This is a genomic window from Streptomyces luteogriseus, assembly GCF_014205055.1.
GTDB lineage: Bacteria > Actinomycetota > Actinomycetes > Streptomycetales > Streptomycetaceae > Streptomyces > Streptomyces luteogriseus.
On record NZ_JACHMS010000001.1, the window covers coordinates 667242 to 689806 of the forward strand.

13 protein-coding genes and 7 pseudogenes are annotated in these 22565 nt (G+C 68.7%); 11 read left to right on the forward strand and 9 right to left on the reverse strand.

Features of this window, described 5'->3' with window-relative positions; translation table 11 throughout:
- Positions 1–354: 354 nt before the first annotated feature.
- From BJ965_RS39045 to BJ965_RS03130, 3 genes and pseudogenes are all read right to left on the reverse strand, one after another.
- Entirely contained in the window at positions 355–867 is a 513-nt protein-coding gene (locus BJ965_RS39045; RefSeq protein WP_313667708.1) for an RICIN domain-containing protein, read from the reverse strand.
- A pseudogene (locus tag BJ965_RS03125) lies at positions 844–2445 on the reverse strand (glycoside hydrolase family 43 protein); the annotation flags it as partial. The gene BJ965_RS39045 and the pseudogene BJ965_RS03125, both read right to left, overlap by 24 nt.
- A 419-nt stretch (positions 2446–2864) precedes the next feature.
- Positions 2865–4301, reverse strand: a complete 1437-nt coding sequence (locus BJ965_RS03130) for a non-reducing end alpha-L-arabinofuranosidase family hydrolase (RefSeq protein ID WP_184907244.1) — start codon at positions 4299–4301, stop codon at positions 2865–2867.
- 346 nt (positions 4302–4647) lie between these two features.
- Between BJ965_RS03130 and BJ965_RS03135 the strand changes: the two genes are divergently transcribed.
- Positions 4648–4878 carry a hypothetical protein gene (locus BJ965_RS03135; protein WP_184918046.1) on the forward strand — a complete coding sequence of 77 codons (231 nt, stop codon included), beginning with the start codon at positions 4648–4650 and terminating at the stop codon, positions 4876–4878.
- A 218-nt stretch (positions 4879–5096) separates the two neighbouring features.
- On the forward strand, positions 5097–5564 hold the full coding sequence (locus tag BJ965_RS03140; RefSeq protein ID WP_221513415.1) for a GNAT family N-acetyltransferase: 468 nt from the start codon (positions 5097–5099) through the stop codon (positions 5562–5564).
- On the opposite strand, the pseudogene BJ965_RS03145 reads toward BJ965_RS03140, so the two are convergent.
- Positions 5565–6685, reverse strand: a pseudogene (locus BJ965_RS03145) (IS630 family transposase).
- Between the two features lie 100 nt (positions 6686–6785).
- Here BJ965_RS03145 and BJ965_RS39825 point away from each other — a divergent pair.
- A complete protein-coding gene (locus tag BJ965_RS39825; RefSeq protein WP_281402483.1) occupies positions 6786–6917 on the forward strand; it encodes a hypothetical protein in 132 nt (43 codons plus the stop codon).
- Positions 6918–7712: 795 nt separating this feature from the next.
- On the forward strand, positions 7713–9401 hold the full coding sequence (locus BJ965_RS03150) for an LPXTG cell wall anchor domain-containing protein (protein WP_184916703.1): 1689 nt from the start codon (positions 7713–7715) through the stop codon (positions 9399–9401).
- On the opposite strand, the gene BJ965_RS40330 is transcribed toward BJ965_RS03150, so the two are convergent.
- On the reverse strand, positions 9337–9828 hold the full coding sequence (locus tag BJ965_RS40330) for a relaxase domain-containing protein (RefSeq protein ID WP_376777969.1): 492 nt from the start codon (positions 9826–9828) through the stop codon (positions 9337–9339). The genes BJ965_RS03150 and BJ965_RS40330 overlap by 65 nt on opposite strands.
- Positions 9829–10104: 276 nt before the next feature.
- Here BJ965_RS40330 and BJ965_RS03160 point away from each other — a divergent pair, with 276 nt between their 5' ends.
- Both BJ965_RS03160 and BJ965_RS39050 read left to right on the forward strand, forming a co-directional pair.
- Positions 10105–11553, forward strand: coding sequence for a glycoside hydrolase family 43 protein (locus BJ965_RS03160; RefSeq protein ID WP_221513040.1), 1449 nt, complete (start codon positions 10105–10107; stop codon positions 11551–11553).
- A 445-nt stretch (positions 11554–11998) separates the two neighbouring features.
- Positions 11999–12571, forward strand: a pseudogene (locus BJ965_RS39050) (apiosidase-like domain-containing protein).
- Here BJ965_RS39050 and BJ965_RS03170 read toward each other — a convergent pair.
- Positions 12549–12814, reverse strand: a pseudogene (locus BJ965_RS03170) (Tat pathway signal sequence domain protein); the annotation flags it as partial. The pseudogenes BJ965_RS39050 and BJ965_RS03170 overlap by 23 nt on opposite strands.
- 339 nt (positions 12815–13153) lie before the next feature.
- Here BJ965_RS03170 and BJ965_RS03175 point away from each other — a divergent pair.
- The 5 genes and pseudogenes from BJ965_RS03175 to BJ965_RS03195 form a co-directional block, all read left to right on the forward strand.
- Positions 13154–13889: pseudogene (locus tag BJ965_RS03175) on the forward strand (glycoside hydrolase family 3 N-terminal domain-containing protein); the annotation flags it as partial.
- Positions 13810–14037, forward strand: a complete 228-nt coding sequence (locus BJ965_RS40065) for a hypothetical protein (protein WP_313667816.1) — start codon at positions 13810–13812, stop codon at positions 14035–14037. The pseudogene BJ965_RS03175 and the gene BJ965_RS40065, both read left to right, overlap by 80 nt.
- 322 nt (positions 14038–14359) lie before the next feature.
- A complete protein-coding gene (locus tag BJ965_RS03185) occupies positions 14360–15886 on the forward strand; it encodes an alpha-N-arabinofuranosidase (RefSeq protein ID WP_184907246.1) in 1527 nt (508 codons plus the stop codon).
- Between the two features lie 157 nt (positions 15887–16043).
- Positions 16044–18386, forward strand: a complete 2343-nt coding sequence (locus BJ965_RS03190; RefSeq protein ID WP_184907247.1) for a sialidase family protein — start codon at positions 16044–16046, stop codon at positions 18384–18386.
- 41 nt (positions 18387–18427) lie between these two features.
- A pseudogene (locus BJ965_RS03195) lies at positions 18428–19015 on the forward strand (tryptophan 2,3-dioxygenase family protein); the annotation flags it as partial.
- 545 nt (positions 19016–19560) lie between these two features.
- Here BJ965_RS03195 and BJ965_RS03200 read toward each other — a convergent pair.
- The 3 genes and pseudogenes from BJ965_RS03200 to BJ965_RS40335 form a co-directional block, all read right to left on the reverse strand.
- Complete coding sequence (locus BJ965_RS03200) at positions 19561–21693, reverse strand: alpha-galactosidase (RefSeq protein ID WP_184907248.1); 2133 nt, start codon at positions 21691–21693, stop codon at positions 19561–19563.
- 27 nt (positions 21694–21720) lie between these two features.
- Complete coding sequence (locus BJ965_RS03205; RefSeq protein ID WP_449343243.1) at positions 21721–22191, reverse strand: hypothetical protein; 471 nt, start codon at positions 22189–22191, stop codon at positions 21721–21723.
- Positions 22186–22562: pseudogene (locus BJ965_RS40335) on the reverse strand (LacI family DNA-binding transcriptional regulator); the annotation flags it as partial. The pseudogene BJ965_RS40335 and the gene BJ965_RS03205, both read right to left, overlap by 6 nt.
- Positions 22563–22565: the final 3 nt, after the last annotated feature.

Below are 22565 nucleotides of genomic sequence, written 5' to 3' on the forward strand. Positions count from 1 at the left end.
TTGCGTTTGACGACGCGGGGGTTGCTGCGTCGTCGCCGTCTCGGCAGGAGCCGGGCCAGGATCTCGCGGACCCCGTCGAGCAGTGCGCCGGCCAATCGCTCCGGGGAAAACGCGGCCTGCCGTGCCTGTCACACGGCTCAGGGCGGCGCCACGTCTCCCGAGCGCGCTGCGCAGCACGCAGCGGTCAGGACCGGGCAACCCGGCGTTCGATCCTCTTCGGGAAAGATTGCCGCCCGGTCCAAGTCTTTTTCGGACCTCGCTGTCGGCCGTGCGACCTCGGGCGCGCGCCCACCGAAACTCCCCCTTGCCCAGCGGGCAGGGGGAGTTTCGGTGGGCTTGAACCGGATACCGGTGTCAGCAGGAGGGGAAACCCACGAAGCCGACGCGGACGAGCTTCCACTGCTGGTTCACGCCGCCCCAGTCCGAGTACTGGACGATGCCGGTCCCGTCCTCGGAGGAGAAGCCCGGTACCTCGACGGCCTTCCCGCTGTTGCGGTTGATCAACCGGACGTATCCGTCCGGTGAGTCCGCCAACCGGAACTGCTGGTTCGCGCCACCGTGGTCGCTCCACTGGTGGATGGCGGCGTTGTCGGCCGTCGACCAGCTGGCGACGTCCAGCAGCTTGCCGGAGTGCCTCGCCTTCAACCGGTAGTAGCCGTCACCGGAGTCCAGGAACTGGAACTGCTGGTTGGTCCCGTCGATCCGAGCCCACTGCGTGACCGCGGCGCCGTCCTCGGAGCTCACGCCCGACACGTCCAGTGCCTTGCCGCTGTTGCGGTTGACCAGGACGTACCAGGCGTTCGTGTCCACAGCGCCCGGATTCGCCGCCGGCGCGCACGCGCGCAACTCGAAGCGTTCCACCCGCACTTTGCCGCCGAGGGCCCGGGTGGCGTGGTTGAAGACGGCGAAGCGGTAGCCCATGAAGAAATGAGGCCGCTCGTTCATGGTGAAGGCCGGGCCGAGCCGGGTGAAGGTGGCGCCGTCGGTGCTGTAGGAGAACGTCGCCTGGCGGCCCGGCCCCGGGCTGATGTCGGCGGCGGCGCGCAGCCAGACGCGGCTGCCGGACGCGGGGAGGTCGGCGCGGGCCTGCTCGGTGCCGGTGCTGCTGGTGTTCCAGTTGGCGTCCATGGTCAGGCCGTCGAACATCACCAGCCTGCTGACGCCGTTCTGCCGCGTGACGCCGATCCAGGCGGAGGAGTCCCGCAGCATCGCCAGCCCGGCCCGGTCGCCGTCCGCCATCTCGGAGTAGTCGAGTACGACGGTCGCGGTGGAGGCGGGGCCCTGGATGCGGCGGGTGAGGGTGTTACGGGCGTTGTAGAGGTCGTCGGTGACGGTGGCGGTCCTGAGGGTGAGCCCGTTGTTTACGGTGAACGCGGCGGTGTCGGGGTTGTGGTTCCACTCCCAGTGCGGCGCCAGCGCCGTGCCCTCGAAGGTGTCGGCGCCGGTCATCGGCGGGAGCGGGTGCGGGGTGACCGGGTAGGGGTATGTCTCGCCCCACGCGCCGTCGACGGTCTGGAGCTCGGGCCAGCCGGCGGCGTTCCAGGTGACCGGGGCCAGGGCGGGGACGCGGCCGCCGGGATAGGCGTCGATGAAGCCCATGTAGTACCAGTCGCCGTTCGGGGTGTCGACCAGTGAGCCCTGGTGCGGTATGCCGCCGCCGGGGATCGGGCCGGGCAGGTTCAACAGCACCTCCCGCATCTCGTACGGGCCGAAGGGGCCTGAGGTGGACTTCCAGATGTACTGGCCGTTGGGCGGGCGGGTGACGAAGATGTAGTAGTTCCCGTTGATCTTGTAGAAGCGGGAGCCCTCCATCAGATGCAACGCGTCGGGCTTGGTGAGCACGTGCTCGGACCTGACCTCGGTGCGCATGTCCGCGGAGAGCTGCGCGACGCGGATTTCGTTGACGCCGTACGCCACGTACGGGGTGCCGTCGTCGTCGAAGAGCAGCCCCGCGTCGTAGTAACCGCTGCTGATCTCGGCGTGCCGGGTCCAGGGGCCCGCCGCGTCGGTGGCCCTGTATACGTACGACCGCTGCCAGCCGATCTGGCCCAGCCAGTAGAAGGTCTTGTCGCTGGGGCGGTAGCGCATCGAGGACGCATAGATGCCCTGGACGTACGCCCGTCCGCCCTTGAGGTCGTACGCGTCACCGAAGTCGAGGACCGGCACCGAGTGGCCGATGAACTCCCAGTTGACCAGATCGTAGGAGCGCAGGACGGGCGCGCCCGGCGAGAAGTGCATGGTCGAGCCGGTGTAGTAGTACGTGTCGCCGACGCGGATGACCTCGAGGTCGGCGAAGTCCTGCCAGATCACCGGATTGGTGAACCGCTCCTGCTGGGCCGTCGTGGCCGCCGCCGCGCGCATCGCCGGCAGCGTGGTGCCCGCGACCAGGCCTACGGTGACCACCATGACTCTCCGGCGGCTGTGGGGGTGTTGGAGCCAGGACATGCGAGATCAGCTTCCTCACGGGTAAGGGGACCGATATATCGGACATCAGTTCTGACTGTCGAACGGAAAAACAGGAGGGGGCAGGGGGTGTCAACGCCGGGCGATCAACGGGTGGTTAGCGGCTCGCCCACAGCAGTCGTCGTTCGGTGGTCCTCGGACGCCGGCGACCCCGGCTCGCTCGACAAACCCTGAAACCGACCGACTCACCAGGCTTGAGACGTTCCGCGTCTCGTGGTCGACCGGGACGAGGCCGCCACCATCCGGGTTCTCCGCGTGCACGGGCGGGCTCGGCCTTGCACCGAGCCCGCCGCTCCAACTCCACCCGTTGTTCCTGATCGCTCGCTGTGACGCTCACCCGGTTCGGCGTGCGTCGTTGCCCGCGAACGTCAGGAACAGCAGGACCTGCGTCACGCCACCGGCTAGCGCTGCAGTGTCAGTACCCCCGGCCGGTACGGCAGGAGGCCGTAGTCCATGCCGTCGGTGCTGGGGTCGCGCCCCTGGTAGAGGAACTGCAGATTGCAGGGGTCAATGGTCTTGGTCTGGTCGGGGTTGGTGCGAACCACATCGCCGTGGCTGACGTCCTTGGTCCAGGCCGTCGCGCCGCTGTTGGCACTGCCGGCGAAGGGGCTGGTCACGGTGTCGGCCTGCGGTGTCCACGTGCCGTCGAGGCTGGTGGCCGTGAACGAGCGGAAGAAGCGACCATATCCTGTGTAATTCTGGGCCTCGACGATCATGAGGTACTGGTTCTGCCCCTGGACCTTGTAGACCTCCGGCGCCTCGAACAGGTTGAGCTCCGTGTCGCTCATAATCTTCGTGACCGAACCGAAGGTGCCCGGGAAGTTGCCGATGGGCATGCTGGACCGGTAGATGTCGCCCTTGTCGTTGGCGAAGAACATGTACATGTTCGTGTCGTCGCCGATGAGGGTCACGTCGAGGGGGCCACCCTTCGGGAGGGTGCCCGTCCACAACTCCTGCTGCGCGGACCAGCCGTTGGGGTTGGTGGGGTCGCTCGAGGTGCGGTAGGAGAAGCTGTGTGGCCAACCCCCATTGTAGGCGAGCACCCAGAGGTTCTTCGGGGCGAAGTAGAACAGCGTCGGCGCGATGCCATCGAAGGGAATCGTGTGCTGGGTGGCGGTGGCCATGTCGGACCAGTTCGTGAAGGGGCTGAAGGTCGTCAATCCCCAGCGCCCATCGTCACCGGCGAGGTTGTTGTGCGTCGTGGCATAGACGACGTGCTTGCCGTTGTGGACGACGCTGGTGAAGTCCTTGAGCGAGGACCACCCCGCCTTCGGCTGCGCCAGCGGGCCGGTCGATGTCCAGCGGTAGGTCGACGGAAGAGCGCACGTGTTGCCCGTCCCGGACGGGCCGGTCCACTTCTGGTTGGTGCCGCCGTGGCACGACCAGATCTGCACCCCCGTGCCGTTGGCCTTACCCCAGCCCGAGACCTCCAGGCACAGCCCCGACCGCACGCCGACGATCGTGCCGTCGGGGTTCACCCGCCACTGCTGGTTGTCACTGCCGTTGCACGTCCAGATCTGCACCGGGCTCCCGGACGTGGTGGCGCCGCCCCGGACATCCAGGCACTTGTTGCCGTACACCGTCAGCTGGTTGCCGTCCGTCAACGTCCACCGCTGGTTGACTCCACCGTGGCAGTCCCAGATGTGCACGTTCGCGCCGTCGGTCTGGCTGAAGCCCTCCACATCGAGACACCGGCCGGAATCAACACCGCGCACGTCGCTGGTGGTGGCCGCCTGAGCCGGGCCGGCGACGAGCAGCGCCGCCAACGCGGCCAGGGCCGCAACCACGGCGGCGAGCACCGCCGACGCGCGTCTGAGGCTGAAACTACGTCTGTGCATAAGGACCTCGTCATCCTTGAGCAAGCGACTCCGGTTTGGCCCCTCAGGGGCTGTCCGGCTGCCGGTACAGTGCGGCTTGTTCGTTATGTCGAACAGGGGTCGAAGTATCGATCGTGGGAATGCTAGACATCCCATGAATGACGTCAATACTTCTCGCACAATTCGTGGGCAGAAACGTTCGCAAGCTGAAACCAGCGGCTTCAAGTCCCGTGGTTGTGCGGGTCTTTGACTGAGGGGCAGGTAGCGGTGCGGGCACGGGCTTGGTGATCATTACGGACCCCGGCCAGGTCACTCACCTGAGCCTCCGGTTCGGCTCGGTGCCCAACCCGCGCTCGCGGCGGGGCCGGTGACACTCACTGACGCCGCTCCGGTCGACGTGTGCCTGCGGCGGTCGTCCGCGGCGCCGGGGGGCGTCGAGAACTCGCCGAGCGGGGTGCGAGTGCCCGGGCGAGCAGTCCTGCTCATCCCGCACCGCAGCGACGCGGCCGATGAGGGCGCGCTGCCCGGCGACTACCGCAAGGTCCTGGCGATCGTGCGGGAGGCCGACGGCCCGGTGCAGGTCAGGGCGGTCGGCTAGCGGCTAGTGCTCTGACCGGGAAGGTTCACCGGGGCGCAGGTAGGGACGAGTGGATGGGGCGCGATCTGGTCGGGGCATGCATCAGCCACTGTGGAAACAGTTGGACACGTCCTGGACTCTCCACGACGATTCGAGCTGTGACAGACAAAGTCGAGCGCCGGACCCCGGCACCCACGAGCCCGAAGTCCGTGCGATTTGTTGAGTTGTCGAGCACGACCATGAGGGCCTTGCTGAAGGACGATCTGGCTCGCGCGAGTGCCGAAGCAGGTGTCGCTCTCACCGAGTACTTCGTCACCGACACGGCAAAGTGGGTGTGGCAGTATCGGGTCAATCAGCTGACCTCGGACCCGGGTTACACGGGGTGGCTCACTGAGATTGTGGTGGCCGAGCCGGAAGGTGCCGTCGTGGGGTATGCCGGGTTCCATGGGCCGCCGGATGAGGCGGGGATGGTGGAGCTCGGTTACTCGGTGGTCCCCGTCTACCGTCGTCAGGGCTACGCCAGGGCGATACTGACCGCGTTGGTGCATCGGGCCGTTGCCGAAGCCCGAGTCGGGACCGTGCGGGTGACGATCAGTCCTGACAACGCCGCATCCCTGGCCACGATTTCGGGGTTTGGCTTTGTGGAGGTCGGAGAGCAATGGGACGAGGAAGACGGCCTCGAAGTCATATTTGAAGTTCCTGTCTGATCAAGATGCTGCTGGAAGAGGTCGGCCTCCCCAGCGGATGCCTCTCTCGCTTCGGATGCGGGCGCGTTCCTTGCGCTGGGCGGCGAGCACGTCGGGGTGGCGGGCGTTGGCGTTGCGCCAGCGCAGGTAGGCGTGCAGGGCGCGGGTCTGCACGGTGTGGTTGTGGTGGTTCGAGTTGGCGATGGTGAACTGCCTCAGCGGTCCAAAGTGTGCCTCGATCGGGTTTGCCCACGAGGCGTAGGTCGGGGTGAAGCACAACTCGACCTTGTGCTTCTTCGCCCAGCGCCGGATGTCGGCGCCCTTGTGGGCGGACAGGTTGTCCATGATCACGTAGATCGGGGCGCCGTCGGGCCGTGCGGCGCGGATCGATTTCAGCGCGGCGAGAGTGTTCGCGGCGCCCTTCTTGCGGCGGTTGACGCCCCACAAGCGGTCGTCGCCGACCGAGTAGCAGCCGTGGAAGTACCGGACTCCGTGGGTGCGATGGTAGGTGGCGGGCAACCGGTCGGGACGCCGTTGCTCGGCCCAGCCAGAGCCCGCAATGGGGCGGATGCCGAGCGGGCCGAACTCGTCGAAGGCAAAGACGCGGTCCGGGAAGCGGTCCAGGACGTGCTCGATGCGGTCGAGTTTGGTGTCGCGCTCGGGGTCTGGTGATTCCTTCCAGCTCTTGGTGCGCTGGAAGGTGATGCCGCGGCGGGCGAGCAGGCAGCGTAATGCTTCGCGGCCGATGCGGATGATCCGGCCGTGGATTTTACGCAGGTAGGCGGCGAGTTTGCGGATCGACCAGCGGGTGAAGGGCTGGCCGAGCTTGGCGGGTCGGGTGGTGGCCGTTTGGATGACGAAGTCCTCGTCGTCAGGGCTGAGTTGGCGGGGACGGCCTCCCGCCCATTGAGGGTCCAGGCAGGCCAGGCCGATCTCGTTGAGCCGGTGGATCACGTCCCGGACGGTGTCCTCGTCGGCCTGCACCAGTTGCGCGATCACCGGCACGCGGTTCCGCCGGCCGAGGCCAGCAGCATCATCGCGCGCCGGTATCGCACCGAACTCGTGCTGCCACGACGCACGATCTGCTGCAGCCGCTGACCTTCCTGGTCGGTCAGTCTGCGCACACGGACAGGCTCAGCCACCGCGTCTCCAGCGGTCGGATCGGACGTCACCGCACATCCAACCGCCACGACCACCAACCCGGCGAACCTACGCTGTCACAGCACTAGCCCGGACGCCTCTGTGCGCGGCAAGCTGGAGCCGCTGCGGGCGAAGATGACCAAGCTCGCCGACCGCGGCTGGCTGCACAAGCGTCCCGACGGCAGGTTCACCGCACGCGCGCAGGGTAGGGAGGCGGGTGCCGACAAGGCCTAACTCGCACTCCCCCGGCGGCAGTTGAGTTTGGTGTGAAGAAAGACAACCATCCCGCGAGGGCCCTGACGGCCTTGTCTGCACTGTCCGCCTGCCGCTTTCGAGTGCCACCCTGAACTGGCTCGCCGATCTGATACGCGGCCACTGCAAGAAGATCAGATCACGGTGGCGGGCCCTGCCCTCGGGGAAGATCGCCGCCATCGTATTCGCGGTACTGCGCTGTGACCGGCGGCCGGGCGACCTGGCCGGCGGCAACGGGATACACCGCGCCACCGTGACCCGGTGGGTGCGGGAAGTCGTCGGCCTGCTGGCCGCCCGCGCCCCGCGCTTGGACCGCGCCCTCAAAGTAGTTACTCAGCGCTACACACCACCTGGCGGTAGCTATACGGCCGTCGCGGTGGCGGCGGCCGCCGTCTGTCTTTTCCTGTCCTGTGCGGCTTCAGCCGCTCGGCCACCGCGGGGCGGTGTGCGGCCGGAAGCATGTGATGGGTCGCGCCGTCGAGGTGGAAAGGGAGCCCGGGCGTGTCACCGGGTCACCGGGTCACCGGGTCCGGTGACCCGGTGCGACCGGGTCTCGGCGAAAAACGATTGAGATGGCAACCCTTCCGCTCTGAGTGGCCACATAGGGGTGTACCGACGAGGGCGAGCCGTGGTCAGCGGCGCTAAGCCCTCTGTGTCAACACCCGATCGGAGCACTACGTGTCACCAGACGACCCGAGATCCGCCGAGCAGCCGATGCCTCGGGGTCGCACGCCCCGCCGCCGTAGCCGGATGCTCCGGCGTTGTGTCGTGGGGGCGGTGGCGGTGCTCGCCGCCTCGGCCGGTGTCGGCGCCCTGGCGCCCGGCGCGGGCGCCGCGGCGACCGTCGGCATCAGTGTGGATGCCGGTACCTCCTTGGGCACGGTGCCCAGCAGTGGTGTCGGCCTCAACACGGGCGTCGGCGACGAGCACATGGGGGACGCCAAGGTGACATCGCTGATGAAGGCCGCGGGAGTTCGGCAGCTGCGCTATCCCGGCGGCTCCGGCGCGGACGACTTCCACTGGAAGACCCACACCATGGGCAACGGCGGCTGGATCGTACCCAACACCGACTTCGACCGCTTCATGGCCACCGCGAAGAAGGTCGGCGCCCAGCCGATCCTGACCGCGAACTACGGTTCCGGCACCCCCCAGGAGGCCGCCGACTGGGTCAAGTACGCCAACGTCGACAAGGGTTACGGCGTGAAGTACTGGGAGATCGGCAACGAGGTCTACGGCAACGGGCACTACGGCGACGGCAAGGGTTGGGAAACCGACAACCACGCTGACAAGAGCCCGAAGGCGTACGGGAAGAACCTCGTAGCCTACTCGAAGGCGATGAAGGCCGTGGACCCGAAGGTGAAGATCGGAGCGGTGCTCACCACCCCCGGCTTCTGGCCGGATGCGGAGAAGGCTCCCGGTGACACCGCCGACTGGAACAACACGGTGCTCTCCATCGCGGGAAGCTCGATCGACTTCGTCATCGTCCACTGGTATCCGGGCGGCAAAACCACGGCCGACCTGCTGAACACCCCTTCCCAGATCGCCGGTGCCAGGTCCTCGCTGCGCTCGCTGATCGCCAAGTACGCAGGCTCGAACGCCGCTTCGGTGGAGATCGCGGTCACCGAGACCGACGCCGTCGGCTCGCCCGCCTTGACCAGCCAGGCCGCGGCCCTGTTTGCGCCGGACACCTACATGACCTGGTTCGAGCAGGGTGCCACCCACGTGGACTGGTGGAACCTGCACAACGGCTCGGGCGAAGCACCCACCACCGTCCACGGCGAGACCGACTACCAGGACGGGGGCATTCTCTCCGCCGGAACCTGCGCCGGGGGGAAGTGCGAACCGCCGCGCGAGACGCCCTTCCCCACCTACTGGGGCATCCGCTCGCTGACCGCACTGGCGAAGCCTGGCGACACCATGGTCAAGTCGTCCTCGGGCAACTCGTCGGTTGCTGTGCACGCGGTGCGGAGCAGCAACGGCGGTCTGAACGTCATGCTGATCAACAAGAGCCCGAAGGACGCGGCGCAGGTGTCGCTCTCGTACGCCGGATTCACCCCGGCCGCAGGGGCGGTCACGACCGTTTCGTATGGCAAGGGAGACACCTCCCTGACGACGGCGAAGCGGGGCACGGCGGTCGCACAGACGCTGCCGCCGTACTCGATCACGACTCTTCAGCTGAAGCCCGCGTCGGGGACCGCCGTCGCTGACAGGCCGACGCCCGCCTCCACGCCGACCGCCGCTACGCCGGTTGTCTCCGCCGCCGGCAAGATCGGCAGCCGTGCGCAGGGGGAGATCGGCGCACCCGTCGGCCAGCCGACCCCGAGCAGCACGTCCGGCGACCTGGCCTCCACCGGGGCGAGCAACACTGTTGTCACGTACAGCGCCCTCGGTGGCCTGCTGGTCATCGCTGCCGGCGGCGTGCTGGTGCTTCGCGGACGTCGCCGCAGGGGTTTGCACGGGAAGTGAGACCGCGTGAGTGACTGACGGCCCGGCAGCAACGCCACCCACCCGTGGCGTGTGCGCCGGGCCGTCGGCCTCCGCGCCTCGCAGACCTCAGCGGCCACGAGCTCGTTGTAGAGCGCTGAGGCGGCCACGGTGTTCTCGTGATGCAGGGTGTGGATCGAGCCCCCACTTCCCGTCCAGGCGCTGCCCCATTCACGGACAGCAGCAGATGGTCATGGAGCAGCGGCATACCGGAGCGCGCCTCGTAGTGGCGGAAGCGCGCGGCGACCAGACCGCCGGGCGGCCGCACCCGGTAGAGGCCGTCCTTGCCGTACCGGATCACCGCCACCTCGTCCTCGATCCACTGCAGCACCCGCTCGATCGCCCGCTCGTGCACGGCCTTCTTGGGACATCCAATGTCTGGCTCTGTGTCAGGGCACCGGCCGGACATACATGCGCAAGGGGCCAGGCATTTTTTCGCAAGACTAGACAGCAGCAACGTACGTATCCGTTAATTCATCCCATGTATTAGTGGAGAAGGCGGATAGGACCGAACACCCATGGACCTCAGGCCCACGTGCCTAGCCCGGGCTGCCGCCTGGCCCAACACGTCCACTCCGTCCGCATCGCACGGTTCGCGCTGACCACACCCCGAGCGCAGCAACGTCCCTTCCCCGCATCTGACCAGCTGCTCAGTCCCCGACCCGCAGCACCAGGAAGGACCACCATGGCCAGTACCGCCGTCCACAGGCCAACGGCTCACCCGACCGCAGTGAGATCACCCGCCACCGGTACGAGACTCACCCGGGCAGCCGCCTGGGTGGTGGGCCTCCTGCTGGTGTTCGCCGTCGTTCCCGCCGCGGTGCAGCCCACCGCGGCCAGGGCCGACAACCCGATCGTGCAGCACCTCTACACCGCCGACCCTGCCCCACTGGTGCACAACGGACGGGTCTACCTCTACACCGGGCACGACGAGGACGGCTCCACCTCCTCCTTCGTGATGAAGGACTGGCGGGTGTGGTCCTCCGCCGACATGGTCAACTGGACCGACCACGGCTCACCGCTCAGCCTGGCCACCTTCAGCTGGGCGTCCGCCGACGCGTGGGCGGGCCAGGCCGTCGAACGGGGCGGCAAGTTCTACTGGTACGTGCCGGTGACGGCCCGGGCGACCGGCCGGATGGCCATCGGCGTGGCCGTGTCGGACAGCCCCACCGGACCGTTCCGGGACGCCCTCGGCCACCCGCTGGTGGAGAACAGTGAGATCGACCCGACCGTCTTCATCGACGACGACGGTCAGGCCTACCTGTACTGGGGTAACCCGAACCTGTGGTATGTCAGGCTGAACGCGGACATGACGTCCTACGCAGGCAGCCCCGTCAGAATTCCGCTCACCACCGAGGGCTTCGGCACCCGCACCGACAACCCCGACCGTCCCACGCTGTATGAAGAAGCACCCTGGGTCTACAAGCGGAACGGCCTCTACTACATGGTGTATGCGGCCAGGTGCTGCGCGGAGTTCATCGCCTACTCCACGGCACCCAGCCCGACCGGGCCGTGGACCTACCGTGGAACAGTCATGCCCGCCCAGGGCAACAGCTTCACCAACCACGCGGGCATCGTGGACTTTCAGGGCAATTCGTATTTCTTCTATCACAACGGTGCCCTCCCGGGCGGCGGCGGCTTCACCCGCTCGGTCGCAGTGGAGAAGTTCTCCTACAACGCTGACGGAACGATCCCGACGATCAACATGACGAACACCGGTGCACCCCAGCTCGGTGCGCTTGACCCGTACGTACGCCAGGAGGCCGAGACGATCGCCTGGGGTTCCGGGATCGAGACCGAATGGTCCAGCGACGGCGGAATGAACGTCGGCTGGATCGAAAACGGCGACTACATCAAGGTCAAGGGCGCGGCCTTCGGGCCTGGCCCATCCTCCTACACTGCGCGCGTGGCCTCCGCCACCGGCGGCGGCACCGTCGAGCTGCGCCTGGGCAGTCCGAGCGGGACGGTCGTGGGCCGGTGCAGTGTGCCGAACACCGGCCGCTGGCAGACCTGGACCACGGTGACCTGCCCAGTGAGCGGCGTGACGGGAACCCAGGACCTCTACCTGAGGTTCACCGGCGGCAGCGGCTACCTGTTCAACATGAACTGGTGGCAGTTCACCCGCGCCGCGTAACCGCACCGCGTTGACTTGCTCCTCGGGCTGAAGCCCGAGGATTCCGGCCTTTCCGTCCGAAGACTGTGCCCCGTAGCGGCACAGTCTTCGGACGGAAATCCGTGGCTTCCTGCTTCGTCACGCTGCGCCGGGACGAGTCCTGGCCTGCCCCGTCATCATCACCCCGGTACCTATAAACGCGCCAACCACCCTGCGCAAAAACCGCCACCCCACTCAGCTCACTGCGCAGCACCAAACAGCCAGCTCAACCCACGACCCCTCCGGCATCGGACACTCGACTCCGCGCAAACCCCACCGCGAAACCAACACGCCGCTCAATACGGCTGAGCAACACCAGGCCACAACCAAGATCAATAAGCAAACGCGTCAGCTACGCCACACCTCGCTGGGTGCTTCTGACGGGGCTTCGCGCGCTCCCCCGTACGCCGCAGTGCGCTCTGCCTTGGTGGCCGATACAGGGATCGCCTTCGAGGACCTCGAAGACAGGGGTCTCGACCGACTGGTCCCGGCGTACTTCCAACGCCTCGACGAACTCCTCGGCATCCTCGACGCGCACGGCATCGTGCCCGTCCTCCAGCCCGTCTTCCACGGCTTCGGCTGGAAGGGCCTGCGCGCGGCCGGTCCCGTCGTGGCGCCTTCCTCGTACGCCCGTTACTGCCGCTACCTCGTCGCGCGGTACGGTGCCTCGCCCGCCGTCTGGCTGGTCGGCGCGGACGGGCGCGGCGACGAACCACAGATCGCCGCCGGTGGCCGCGAGATCGAGGCCTGGGACGACTACCACCAGCCGACCGGCGTCCACCACCGTCCCCACGGCCCCAACAACGCCTCATAGGAGGCCAGTTGGCTGGGCTTCCAGTGGTGCCAGACCGGTCACCGCGGCGAGCACCTGCCCGAGCGCGTCGCCGACATGTGGCGCAACCTCCCGGTCAAGGCGGTCGCCAACGGCGAGCCCAGCTACGAGCACACCGGTGGGCGTGGCAGGGCGGCCGGCTGGTGGCAGGGGCGACCTTGCTGGTGAACCCGGCGGCCGAGCCGTTCTTCGCCGGGATGTCCGGCTCAGCGACCGAACTGGCGACGAAGGCCGGCAGCAGCTTCTTGGCCGCCTTGTCCGAGGTGGCCCCCTCCCGCTTACCGCTGTCGGAACTTCCGCAGGCGGTCAGGAACGAGGCACCACCGGCGACCGCCGCGGCGGCGACAAGGCGAGAAAGCTTCTCCGGCTGGGGCCCGGGGACCGGGAACCCGGCGACGAGTTCGGCGTCATTGTTCAACCCTTCGTGGCGCGACACTGCGGAACGAGCAGCGCGGGCAGGGATACAAGTCTTCGAAGCGCTTCGACGTTGCAGCGAGGTTAAGGGACCACCTGTGGGGTCACAAGGCTCGCGTCGTTTTTCCCTGAGACCATTGGAGAGTGAGGGGTTGGCGGGGTCTTCTGCGGGTCTGTGTGAGCTTGGGTGAACGTCTTGACGTCTGGGTCGGGGCGACGGAACATCGAAGCGCTTCGAACCTGACTCATCTGCTCCCTCACCACCGCCAGCTCGGCCTCCAGGTCTTCTTCCTGCTTCTCCTCCTGCTTCTCCTCCTCCTCAAGGGATCTGAGTACGTGACCGAAAGCTCGCCGCCCCTCTTCCGCGACCCCACCGCCGCCCTGGACCTGCGCGTCGACGACCTCCTCTCCTGCCTCACACTCGACGAACGCATCGCATTCCTGCACCAGTTCACCCCCGCGGTGGACCGTCTCGGTCTCGCCGCCTTCCGCACCGGGCAGGAGGCGCTGCACGGTGTGGCCTGGATGGGGCCCGGCGACGGTCTTCCCGCAGGCAGTCGGCCTCGGCGCGATCTGGAACAACGGCCTCCTCCGCCGGGTCGGCGACGCCGTCGCCCAAGAGACGCGGGCGATGCGCGCACGCGACGACCGGTTGGGGCTCAACGTGTGGGCGCCGACGGTCAGTCTGCTGCGGCACCCGCTGTGGGGCGGGAACGAGGAGGGCTACATCGAGGACCCGCACCTGACGGCGGCGATCGCCACGACGTACACCCGCGGCCTACGCGGTGACGACCCGGCGTACTGGATGACGGCCCCCGTCCTCAAGCGCTGGCCGGCCCACAACAACGAGACGGACAGGTCTACTTCGTCCTCCTCGGTACGGCCGAGGGCCCTCCACGAGTACGACATGCGCGCCTTCCGCCGCCCCGTCGAGGCCGGCGCCGTGGCAGGGGTGATGCCCGCGTACAACCTCGTCAACGGGCGACCGAACCATGTCTCGCCGTACCTGCGGGAACACCTTCGGACCTGGACGGACCAGGAAACTGCAGCCTCTGGGCAGACGTGGCCCCCCGATCAACATAGGCATCCACGGCAACCTCATCCGCGACGTCAGGTGCGACAACATCCGCGTCGAGGACATCCGCAAGGGCGTCACGTTCGAGAACCTCGTCGTCAACGGGCGGGTCATCCGCGACAGCGGGGGCAAGCCGGCCTGGTAGCTGGCCTCGGACGGCGTGCCCATGTTCGCCAATGAGCACGTCCACAAACTCCGCTTCCTCACCACCGAGGAGGCCGCGGCTCTGTAACCGCCGGCGCCCGGCCCCGGCGTCTTCCTCAGGCGACGCCGGAGCCGACCGCCCACCTTTGACACCGGCAACGAGCGGGTCGGTCGCGTCCACCAGTTCCTCGACAGTTGTCTCGAAGGCTCCGTACGGGGAGGTGCGCAGCCGCCCTTCACCCCGGTCTCTTGACGGCCTCCCCTCCAGGTACCCCCCAACTCTCTTACCGATACAGAATTCTCCCGAGCCTCTTGGAGCCCCCATGTCCACCGTTACCGCCATCGTCGACCTCGACATCGAGGGCCCGACGATCAGCCGACATCTCTACGGTCACTTTGCCGAGCACCTCGGCCGCTGCATCTACGGCGGCTTCTGGGTCGGGGAGGACTCGACGATCCCGAACGAGGGCGGCATCCGCCTTGACGTCGTCCAGGCGCTGCGTGCCCTGAACATCCCCAACCTCCGCTGGCCCGGCGGCTGTTTCGCCGACGAGTACCACTGGAAGGACGGCATCGGCCCCCGCGACCGGCGCCCCCGGATGGTCAACACCCACTGGGGCGACGTCGAGGAGAACAACCACTTCGGCACCCACGAGTTCATGGCGCTGTGTGAACTCCTGGGCACCGAGCCCTACATCAGCGGCAACGTCGGCTCCGGCACCGTGCAGGAGATGAGCGAGTGGGTCGAGTATCTGACCCGCGACGGCGACAGCCCCATGGCCAGGCTGCGCAGGGCCAACGGCCGCGACCAGCCGTGGCACGTGAAGTTCTGGGGCATCGGCAACGAGACGTGGGGCTGTGGCGGCAACATGCGCGCCGAGTACTCCGCAGATCTGGCCCGGCAGTACGCCACGTACTGCCGCGACCACGGCGACAACAAGCTGTACCGCATCGCCTCGGGCGCGGCCGGCGACGACTACAAATGGACGCGCACTCTGATGGAGCAGATCAACTGCTTCGGCTGCGTGGCCACACCGCGCACGTTCTTCCAGGCCATATCCGTGCACCACTACACGATGACCGGCACCTGGGAGTCGAAGGGCAGCGCCACCGGCTTCGACACCGAGGGCTACTACCGCACCATGGCCTCGGCACAGCAGATCGACCGTATCCTCACCGGTCACTCCACCGTCATGGACATCTACGACCCGGGCCGGAAGGTCGGCCTGGTCCTGGACGAGTGGGGCACCTGGTGGGACGTGGAACCGGGTACCAACCCGGGCTTCCTGTTCCAGCAGAACACCATGCGCGACGCGCTGGTGGCCAGCACCCACTTCGACATCTTCCACAAGCACGCGGCACGCCTGTACATGGCGAACATCGCGCAGACCGTCAACGTCCTGCAGGCCATGATCCTCACCGACGGCGACGCGCTGGTCGTCACCCCCACCTACCACGTCTTCGAGATGAACAAGGGCCACCAGGACGCCACCTCACTCGCCGTGCACCTGCGCACCGAGGACGCCCGGCGCCGGGTGGGGGATGCCGAGCTCGACACGCTGTCCGCCTCGGCCAGCATCAAGGACGGCGCGGTGCTGATTTCAGTGTCCAATCTGGACGCCGAGGAACCGGTCGAGGTGACACTCGACCTGCGCGGAGGAGCGGTCGGCGAGCCGACCGCTCGTCTGCTGACCGCGGACAGACTCCAGGTCCACAACTCCCCGGACTCGCCCGAGGCGGTGGTTCCGCGCCCGTTCGACGGCGTGAAGCCAACAGGTCAGGGGCTCGTTGTGACGCTGCCTCCCCACTCGTTCGTCACCGTCCAGGCCCCCGTGGCCCGCGCGCACTGAGGAGCCGTCATGACGAGCCGGACGCCCGACCCCGTGGTGCGGCGGTGCTGCGCCACGGCTGACACCGTCCGCTCCTCTCCGACCACCCTCAGAGCCGCTGGGACCGCTGCTTCTGCACAAGACCAGTACAGACCCACGCCAGAAAGGCAGGACCTCCATGTCCCCTACGCCGCACCTCTCCAGACGAGGACTGCTGGCCGCCGGCGCGGCCTCGGCCGCACTCCCCCTGCTCGCCCCCTCCGTCGCATCCGCCCGCCCGGTCGGCGAGGTCCGACGCGCCCCCTACACGTTCCGCAACGCCGAGATAGTCGGCGGCGGCTTCGTCACCGGCATCGTCTTCAACCAGCGCGAACCCGGACTGGTGTACGCCCGCACCGACATCGGCGGCGCCTACCGCATCGACACGGCGTCCCGGCGGTGGCTCCCCCTCACCGACTGGATCGGCTGGGACGAGTACGGACACACCGGCATCATCAGCATCGCCACCGACGAGGTCGACCCAGACCGCCTCTACCTGGCGGCGGGCACCTACACTCTTCCCGACTGGGACCCGACCATGGGGGCGATCCTGCGGTCGACCGACCGCGGCCGCACCTGGCAGACCACGCCCCTGCCGTTCCGGCTGGGCGGCAACATGCCCGGCCGGGGCATCGGCGAGCGGCTGGTGATCGACCCCAATCGCAACAGGATCCTCTACCTGGGAGTGCGCGGGGGCCACGGGCTGTGGCGCAGCACCGACCACGGCAAGACGTTCGCGAAGGTGACCAGCTTCCCCAACCCGGGCAACTTCGTCATCGACCCCTCCGACCCCGACGGCTACAACGGCGACAACCAGGGTGTGCTGCAAGTCGTCTTCGACAAGCGCACCGGCAGAGCGGGTAGGGCCACCCGGACCCTCTACGTCACCGTCGCCGACACCGACAACATCCTGTACCGGTCCACCGACGCGGGAGCGACCTGGGAACGCGTCCCCGGGCAGCCCACCGGCTTCATCCCGCACCACGCGGTCTTCGACCACGTCGGCGGCTACCTGTACCTGGCGACCAGCAACACCGCCGGCCCCTACGACGGGTCCAAGGGCGACGTGTGGAAGCTGGACACCGCCACCGACACCTGGACCCGCATCAGCCCGGTTCCCTCCACCAGCGACGACGACCAGTACGGTTACAGCGGCCTGACCATCGACCGGCAGAACCCGGACACCCTGATGGTGTCCACCCAGATCAAGTGGTGGCCCGACTGCATCCTGTTCCGCTCCACCGACGGCGGTGCGAGCTGGACCCGCGCGTGGGACATGGACACGAACTCCGAGCGCACCCTGCGCTACGACATCGACATCTCCGCCGCCCCCTGGCTGACCTGGAACGGCTCGCCGTCGCTTCCCGAGATCGCACCGAAGCTGGGCTGGATGATGGAGTCCGTCCAGATCGACCCCTTCGACTCCGGTCACTTCATGTACGGAACCGGCGCGACGATCTACGGCGCGGACAACCTGACCGACTGGGACAGCGGCGGCACGGTGCACATCTCCGTGCGGGCCCAGGGCCTGGAGGAGACCTCGATCGGCTGCGTGATCAGCCCGCCCGCCGGTCCGGCGCACCTCTTCTCGGGCGTGGGCGACGTCGGCGGCTTCCGGCACACGGATCTGAACAAGGCCACGAAGATGTACGACAATCCGACCTTCGGCGCCACCCCTGCCCTGGACTACGCAGAGCTGGCGCCCCACACCATCGTGCGGGTCGGCAACCCCACCAGCGGCTGGACCCAGCACTTCGGCATCTCCACAGACAGCGGCGACACCTGGACGCCCTCGCGCAGTGAGCCGTCCGGCGTCACCGGACCCGGGGTCGACGACCAGGCCGTCGCCATCAGCGCCGACGGCAGGCGGATCGTCTGGTCACCGGCGGGAGCTCCGGCCAGCTGGTCCGACGACCACGGAGCCACCTGGACGGCGTCGGAGGGGCTGCCGGCCGGGGTTTCGGTGTGCTCCGACCGGGTGAACCCCGCGAAGTTCTACGCCTACGGCTCCGGCGTCTTCTACCTCAGCACGGACGGCGGCACGAGCTTCAAAGCCACGGCGGCTACCGGTCTGCCCACTGCGGGGAACGTCCGGTTCAAGGCGGTACCGGGCCAGGAGGGCGACATCTGGCTGGCCGGTGGCACCACCAAGCCCACCACCCCCACGCCGTACGGGCTGTGGCGGTCGACCGACTCCGGAGCGTCCTTCACCAGGTTCGAGGCGGTGGACGAGGGCGACGTCGTCGGATTCGGCAAGGCCGCACCCGGCGCCACGTATCCCGCCGTCTACACCAGCTCCAAGATCGACGGCGTGCGCGGCATCTTCCGGTCCGACGACGCGGGCCGGACCTGGATCCGTATCAACGACGACCGCCACCAGTACGCCTGGACGGGCAACACCATCACCGGAGACCCCCGGATCTACGGCCGCGTCTACTTCGGGACCAACGGACGGGGAGTCATGTACGGCGACCCGAAGTGACGTCTGAATCCGGTCACCGCGATCCGCACCTGCCGTGACCGGATGTTCCGCCGGCGGCGGCCCGGACGCTGAGCCTGGGCGCCTCCTGGACGCCGCTCGCCGGGCTGACCCCCGCGCAGTTCAACTCCTACCGGTCGGCCCTCGGCGAGGGCTCCGGATTCCAGTCCGCGATGTACCGGCGGATGGAGTTCCTGCTCGGCGAGAAGTCCGCGTCCATGCTGGTCCCGCACCGGGGCGCGCCGCGCGTGCACGCCGAGCTGGAGAAGGCGCTGCAGCAGCCGAGCCTGTACGACGAGGCGCTGCGGCTGCCGGCGCGCCGCGGGCACGCGATCCCGGCGGAGGTCCTGGAGCGGGACCTCGCGCTGCGCTACGAGCCGTCGGCCGGGGTCGAGGAGGTGTGGACCGAGCTGTACCGCGGTGAGCAGGGCGCGGAGCTCGTACGGCTCGGCGAGGCCCTCACGGACGTCGCCGAGCTGGTGCGGCGCTGGCGCAACGACCATCTCGTCGCCACCCGCAGGGCCATGGGCGCCAAGGTCGGCACCGTCGGTTCGGCGGGCGTGGCCTGGCTGGACAAGCGCGCTTCGAAGAACGTGTTCCCCGAGCTGTGGACGGCGCGCAGCCATGTCTGAGACGCCCGAGTTCACGGACAAGTACGAGGAGAAGGCCGCGCTGGCGGCGAAGCTGGACGCCGCCGATGAGCTGGCCGGGCTGCGCGAGCGGTACCTGCTCGACGACGTTGTCGGCCAGCGCTTCGAGAAGCGCCTGAGCGTCCTGGAGCGCTCTGCCGTGGCGCTTCGCATCGGCCTCGGGGTGCTCCCCGCCCGGGCTACAGGACTACGAGCAGGGCGTCGGCACCCGCACCGAGCTGCGCGGGGACGAGGCGAACGGCACTTTGCCCGTCGGCCGCCCGGTGGGCGACTACCCCGGGCGCCCGGTCCGTCGCGTTGTACGCGCCCGGCTGGTCGAGCCGGGCCGGGGCTGGGCCGAAGCATCGGCGTTGTGGCTCACCGCCGAGCAGCAGCAGCGCCAGGAGCTGCGGATTCCCTTGCGACCGTCGCGATCGTCGTGGCGGCGGTCCTGCCCGGGGGCGCTGTCCCGCGTCCCCCTGTCCGTACCGAGAATGAATGGCTCCGCACCTCCCCGGTGCGGGGCCGTCGCTATTTGTTCTGTCGGTTCACTCCGGGCGGGTGGAGAGACGGAGCAGCACCGCCGAAGGGGCCGACGGGAGGGAGACGTCGAGCGTCGCGGCCTCCGGGTCCCACGTGGCTTGCGCCTTGGTGGTGGAGGGGTACAGCACGTCGAGGCCGACCCAGGCGCCGCGAAGGGTTGGGAACGGGAGAACGGCCGACTCGTCGGAGTCGTCACCGGGACGGCGCCACACGGTGACGTACGTGGTGTCGGGTGTGTGCAGAGCCAGGGCGACCCACGGGTCGTACCAGCCGGGGAGGCCCAGCGGCCAGGCGGGGACAGCGGCGGCCAGGTCACCGCGGATCGTCTTGTGGACGGCGACCGCCTCGTGCGCCAACGCGAGGGCTTCGGGGGCGAGTTCGGGGAGGAGGCCGGAGAGGTGGATGCGGCCGAGGAGGGCGCTGGCCATGGTGAAGGCGACCTCGTCGAGGGAGTCGTCGGGCAGCGGGTAGGCCCACACCGCCCCTTGTTCCGGCGTGACCGCGGTGGGTGCGGCCGCCGCGATCGGGGCGTACAACTCCAGGTTCTGCTGGTCGCTGGTGGAGTGCAGCTGGACGCGCGAGAGAAGGGCGTGATCGGCGCGCTTGCCGCCGGAGGCGCAGCTCTCCAGGACGAGGCCCGGGTGGCGGTCCAACACGCCGTCCAGCCAGTCGAGGAAGGCGCGGTTGTGGCCGAGCAGGCCGTCCGCCGGGGCCTCACCGGGGTGACTGCTGGTGCCGGAACCCGCGTCCACGTTGTAGTCGAGTTTGAAGTAGCCGATGCCCAGGCCGTCGACGAGCCGGTCCACCACCGAGTCCAGGTGGGCGCGGGCGGCGGGGTGGCGCAGGTCGAGGTGGTAGCGGCCGTTCGCGTTTACGCGGGCGCCGTGGCGGCGGAAGAACGCCGCGTCGGGCAGGGCGGTGGCGACCGGGCTTTCCACCCCCACCACTTCCGGCTCCAGCCACAGTCCCGGCACCATGCCGCGCTCCCGTATCCGATCCATGACCTCCCCCAGGCCGCCCTCGCCGGGAAAGCGGGAGGGGGCGGGCTCCCACGCGCCGACGGTGGTCCACCAGCCGCCGTCCCCGTCGTCGTACCAGCCGGCGTCGATGACGAAATACTCGGCGCCCGCCTCGGCGGCGGCGTCGATGTGCGGCAGCAGGCGGGCTGTGGTCGGGTCGCCCATCAGGCAGTTCATGTAGTCGTTGAAGATGACGGGAAGGTGCTGGTGGTCGGGGTGCGGGCGGCGGATCGCCCGCCGGTATCGGGTGAGCGCGGCGAACGCCCCGTCGATGCCGCCGGCCTCGGTGAGGGCGAGGGCCACGGGTACGGTCGTGAAACTCGCCCCCGGCTCAAGACGGTGCGACCAGCCGTGCCGGACGTTGGTGGGACCGGACAGGGACAGGAATCCCGTGTCCATGTTCTCCCCGCACTCCCACTGCCAGCCGCCGCCGTTGGTCTCCAGCTGCCACAGCCAGGTCCGCCCCGTCCCGCGGTCGCTCAGCGCGCCCATCGGCAGGTGACCGCCGCTGGAGCAGGACCCCTTCCCGGCGATGGTGAAGGCCCCCTTGCGGTAGGGCTGGTGGACGCGGCCGTTGATGTGCGGGACGACCTGGCGCAACGGGCACCGCTGCCAGCGGTGCTCGTCCATCCAATCGTTCTCCGCCCACAGCAGGTCCGCGGTCACCAACTGCGCCGGGTCCGTGGTGAGGACGCCGAGGACGAGGGAGGTGACCGACTCCAGGTCGAGCGGGTTGCTGCCCCCGTTGCGCAGCTCCACGTGTGCACGCAGGACCGGGATGCCGTCGGGCGAGCGGTAGACCACGTCAGCGGCGAGGTCCGTCTCGGGGTCGTGCAGGCGGACGGTCAGCTGGTGCCAGTCCCCGTCGCGCCGGGCGTCGTGGCTGAGGTAGCGCAGCCGTGCGCCGACACTGTCGACCAGGCGCCGGCTCGACGAGTCCGGGCCCTGGGCGCCCACGACGGCCTCGACCAGCGGCAGCGACTCCCTCGAACCGGCCGGCCTGGGCACGGTGTCGGGGGCGCCGAGGTGGCGGAGTCGCGGACGGCCGTCCTGGTCGGCGTCGATGATCAGGCGCAGGGCGTCGTGGCCCCAGTCGAGGAGAACGCGGGTGTCGATCATGATGAGTGTTCCTTCGCTTCTTCGGTGTCAGCGGCCGGTGTGCGCGGCGAACGCCCGGCCCGCGTGCGCCGGTACGGCAGCGGGCCGCACGGGGGTGCTGGTGATGTGGACCGGCTGTCCGGCTTCGGCCGCGGCGAGCAGCGCCTCCATGACCTCCAGGACGTGATGGGCGAGGCAGCCGTCCGCGCGGTGCGGGGTGTCGGAGGCGTGGGTGGCTGCCAGGTCAGCGATGCCGTAGCCGCGCTCGGCGCCCGGGTAGCCGCCCCGCACGGGGACGTCCTCCCAGTCCTTGGTCTCCGCGCCGGTCCGGAAGAGGCGCACCGGGCCGTCGAAGTGGTTGGGGTCGGGGAAGGACAGCGAGCCTTCCGTTCCGTAGATCTCGATGTGCGGCAGGCCCGCTACCCAGACGTCGAACGACATCACCAGTGTCGACAGCGCCCCGCTCGCGTGCTCCAGAACGCCGGTGACGTGCGTGGCCACCTCCACGGGGTGGTCCACGCAGGACAGTTGGCGCGAATCGTCGGGCAGACCGATGAGCGCGGCCTGCGTGCCCTGCTCCCGCAGTACCTGGATGCGCGGGTCGCCGAGCTCGACCTCCATGAGGATCACGCCGTCCGCGAGACCGCTCGCCGCGACGCGCGCCGCACGCCCTCAGGACCTTCGTCGCTCGTGATCAGCAGGACGTCGTAGGCGTGACGGCTGCCGGCCAGCGCCTTGGCGCCGGCGTTGGGGTGGTGGCCGAGCTCGGCCACGGAGCCCTGCACACGGCGCCGGGTCGCGTCGGACACTGAGGTCCTGCCGTTGAGCACGCAACTTACGGTGCTGGTCGAGACGCCCGCGCGCCGGGCCACATCGGCGATGGTCACCATGGT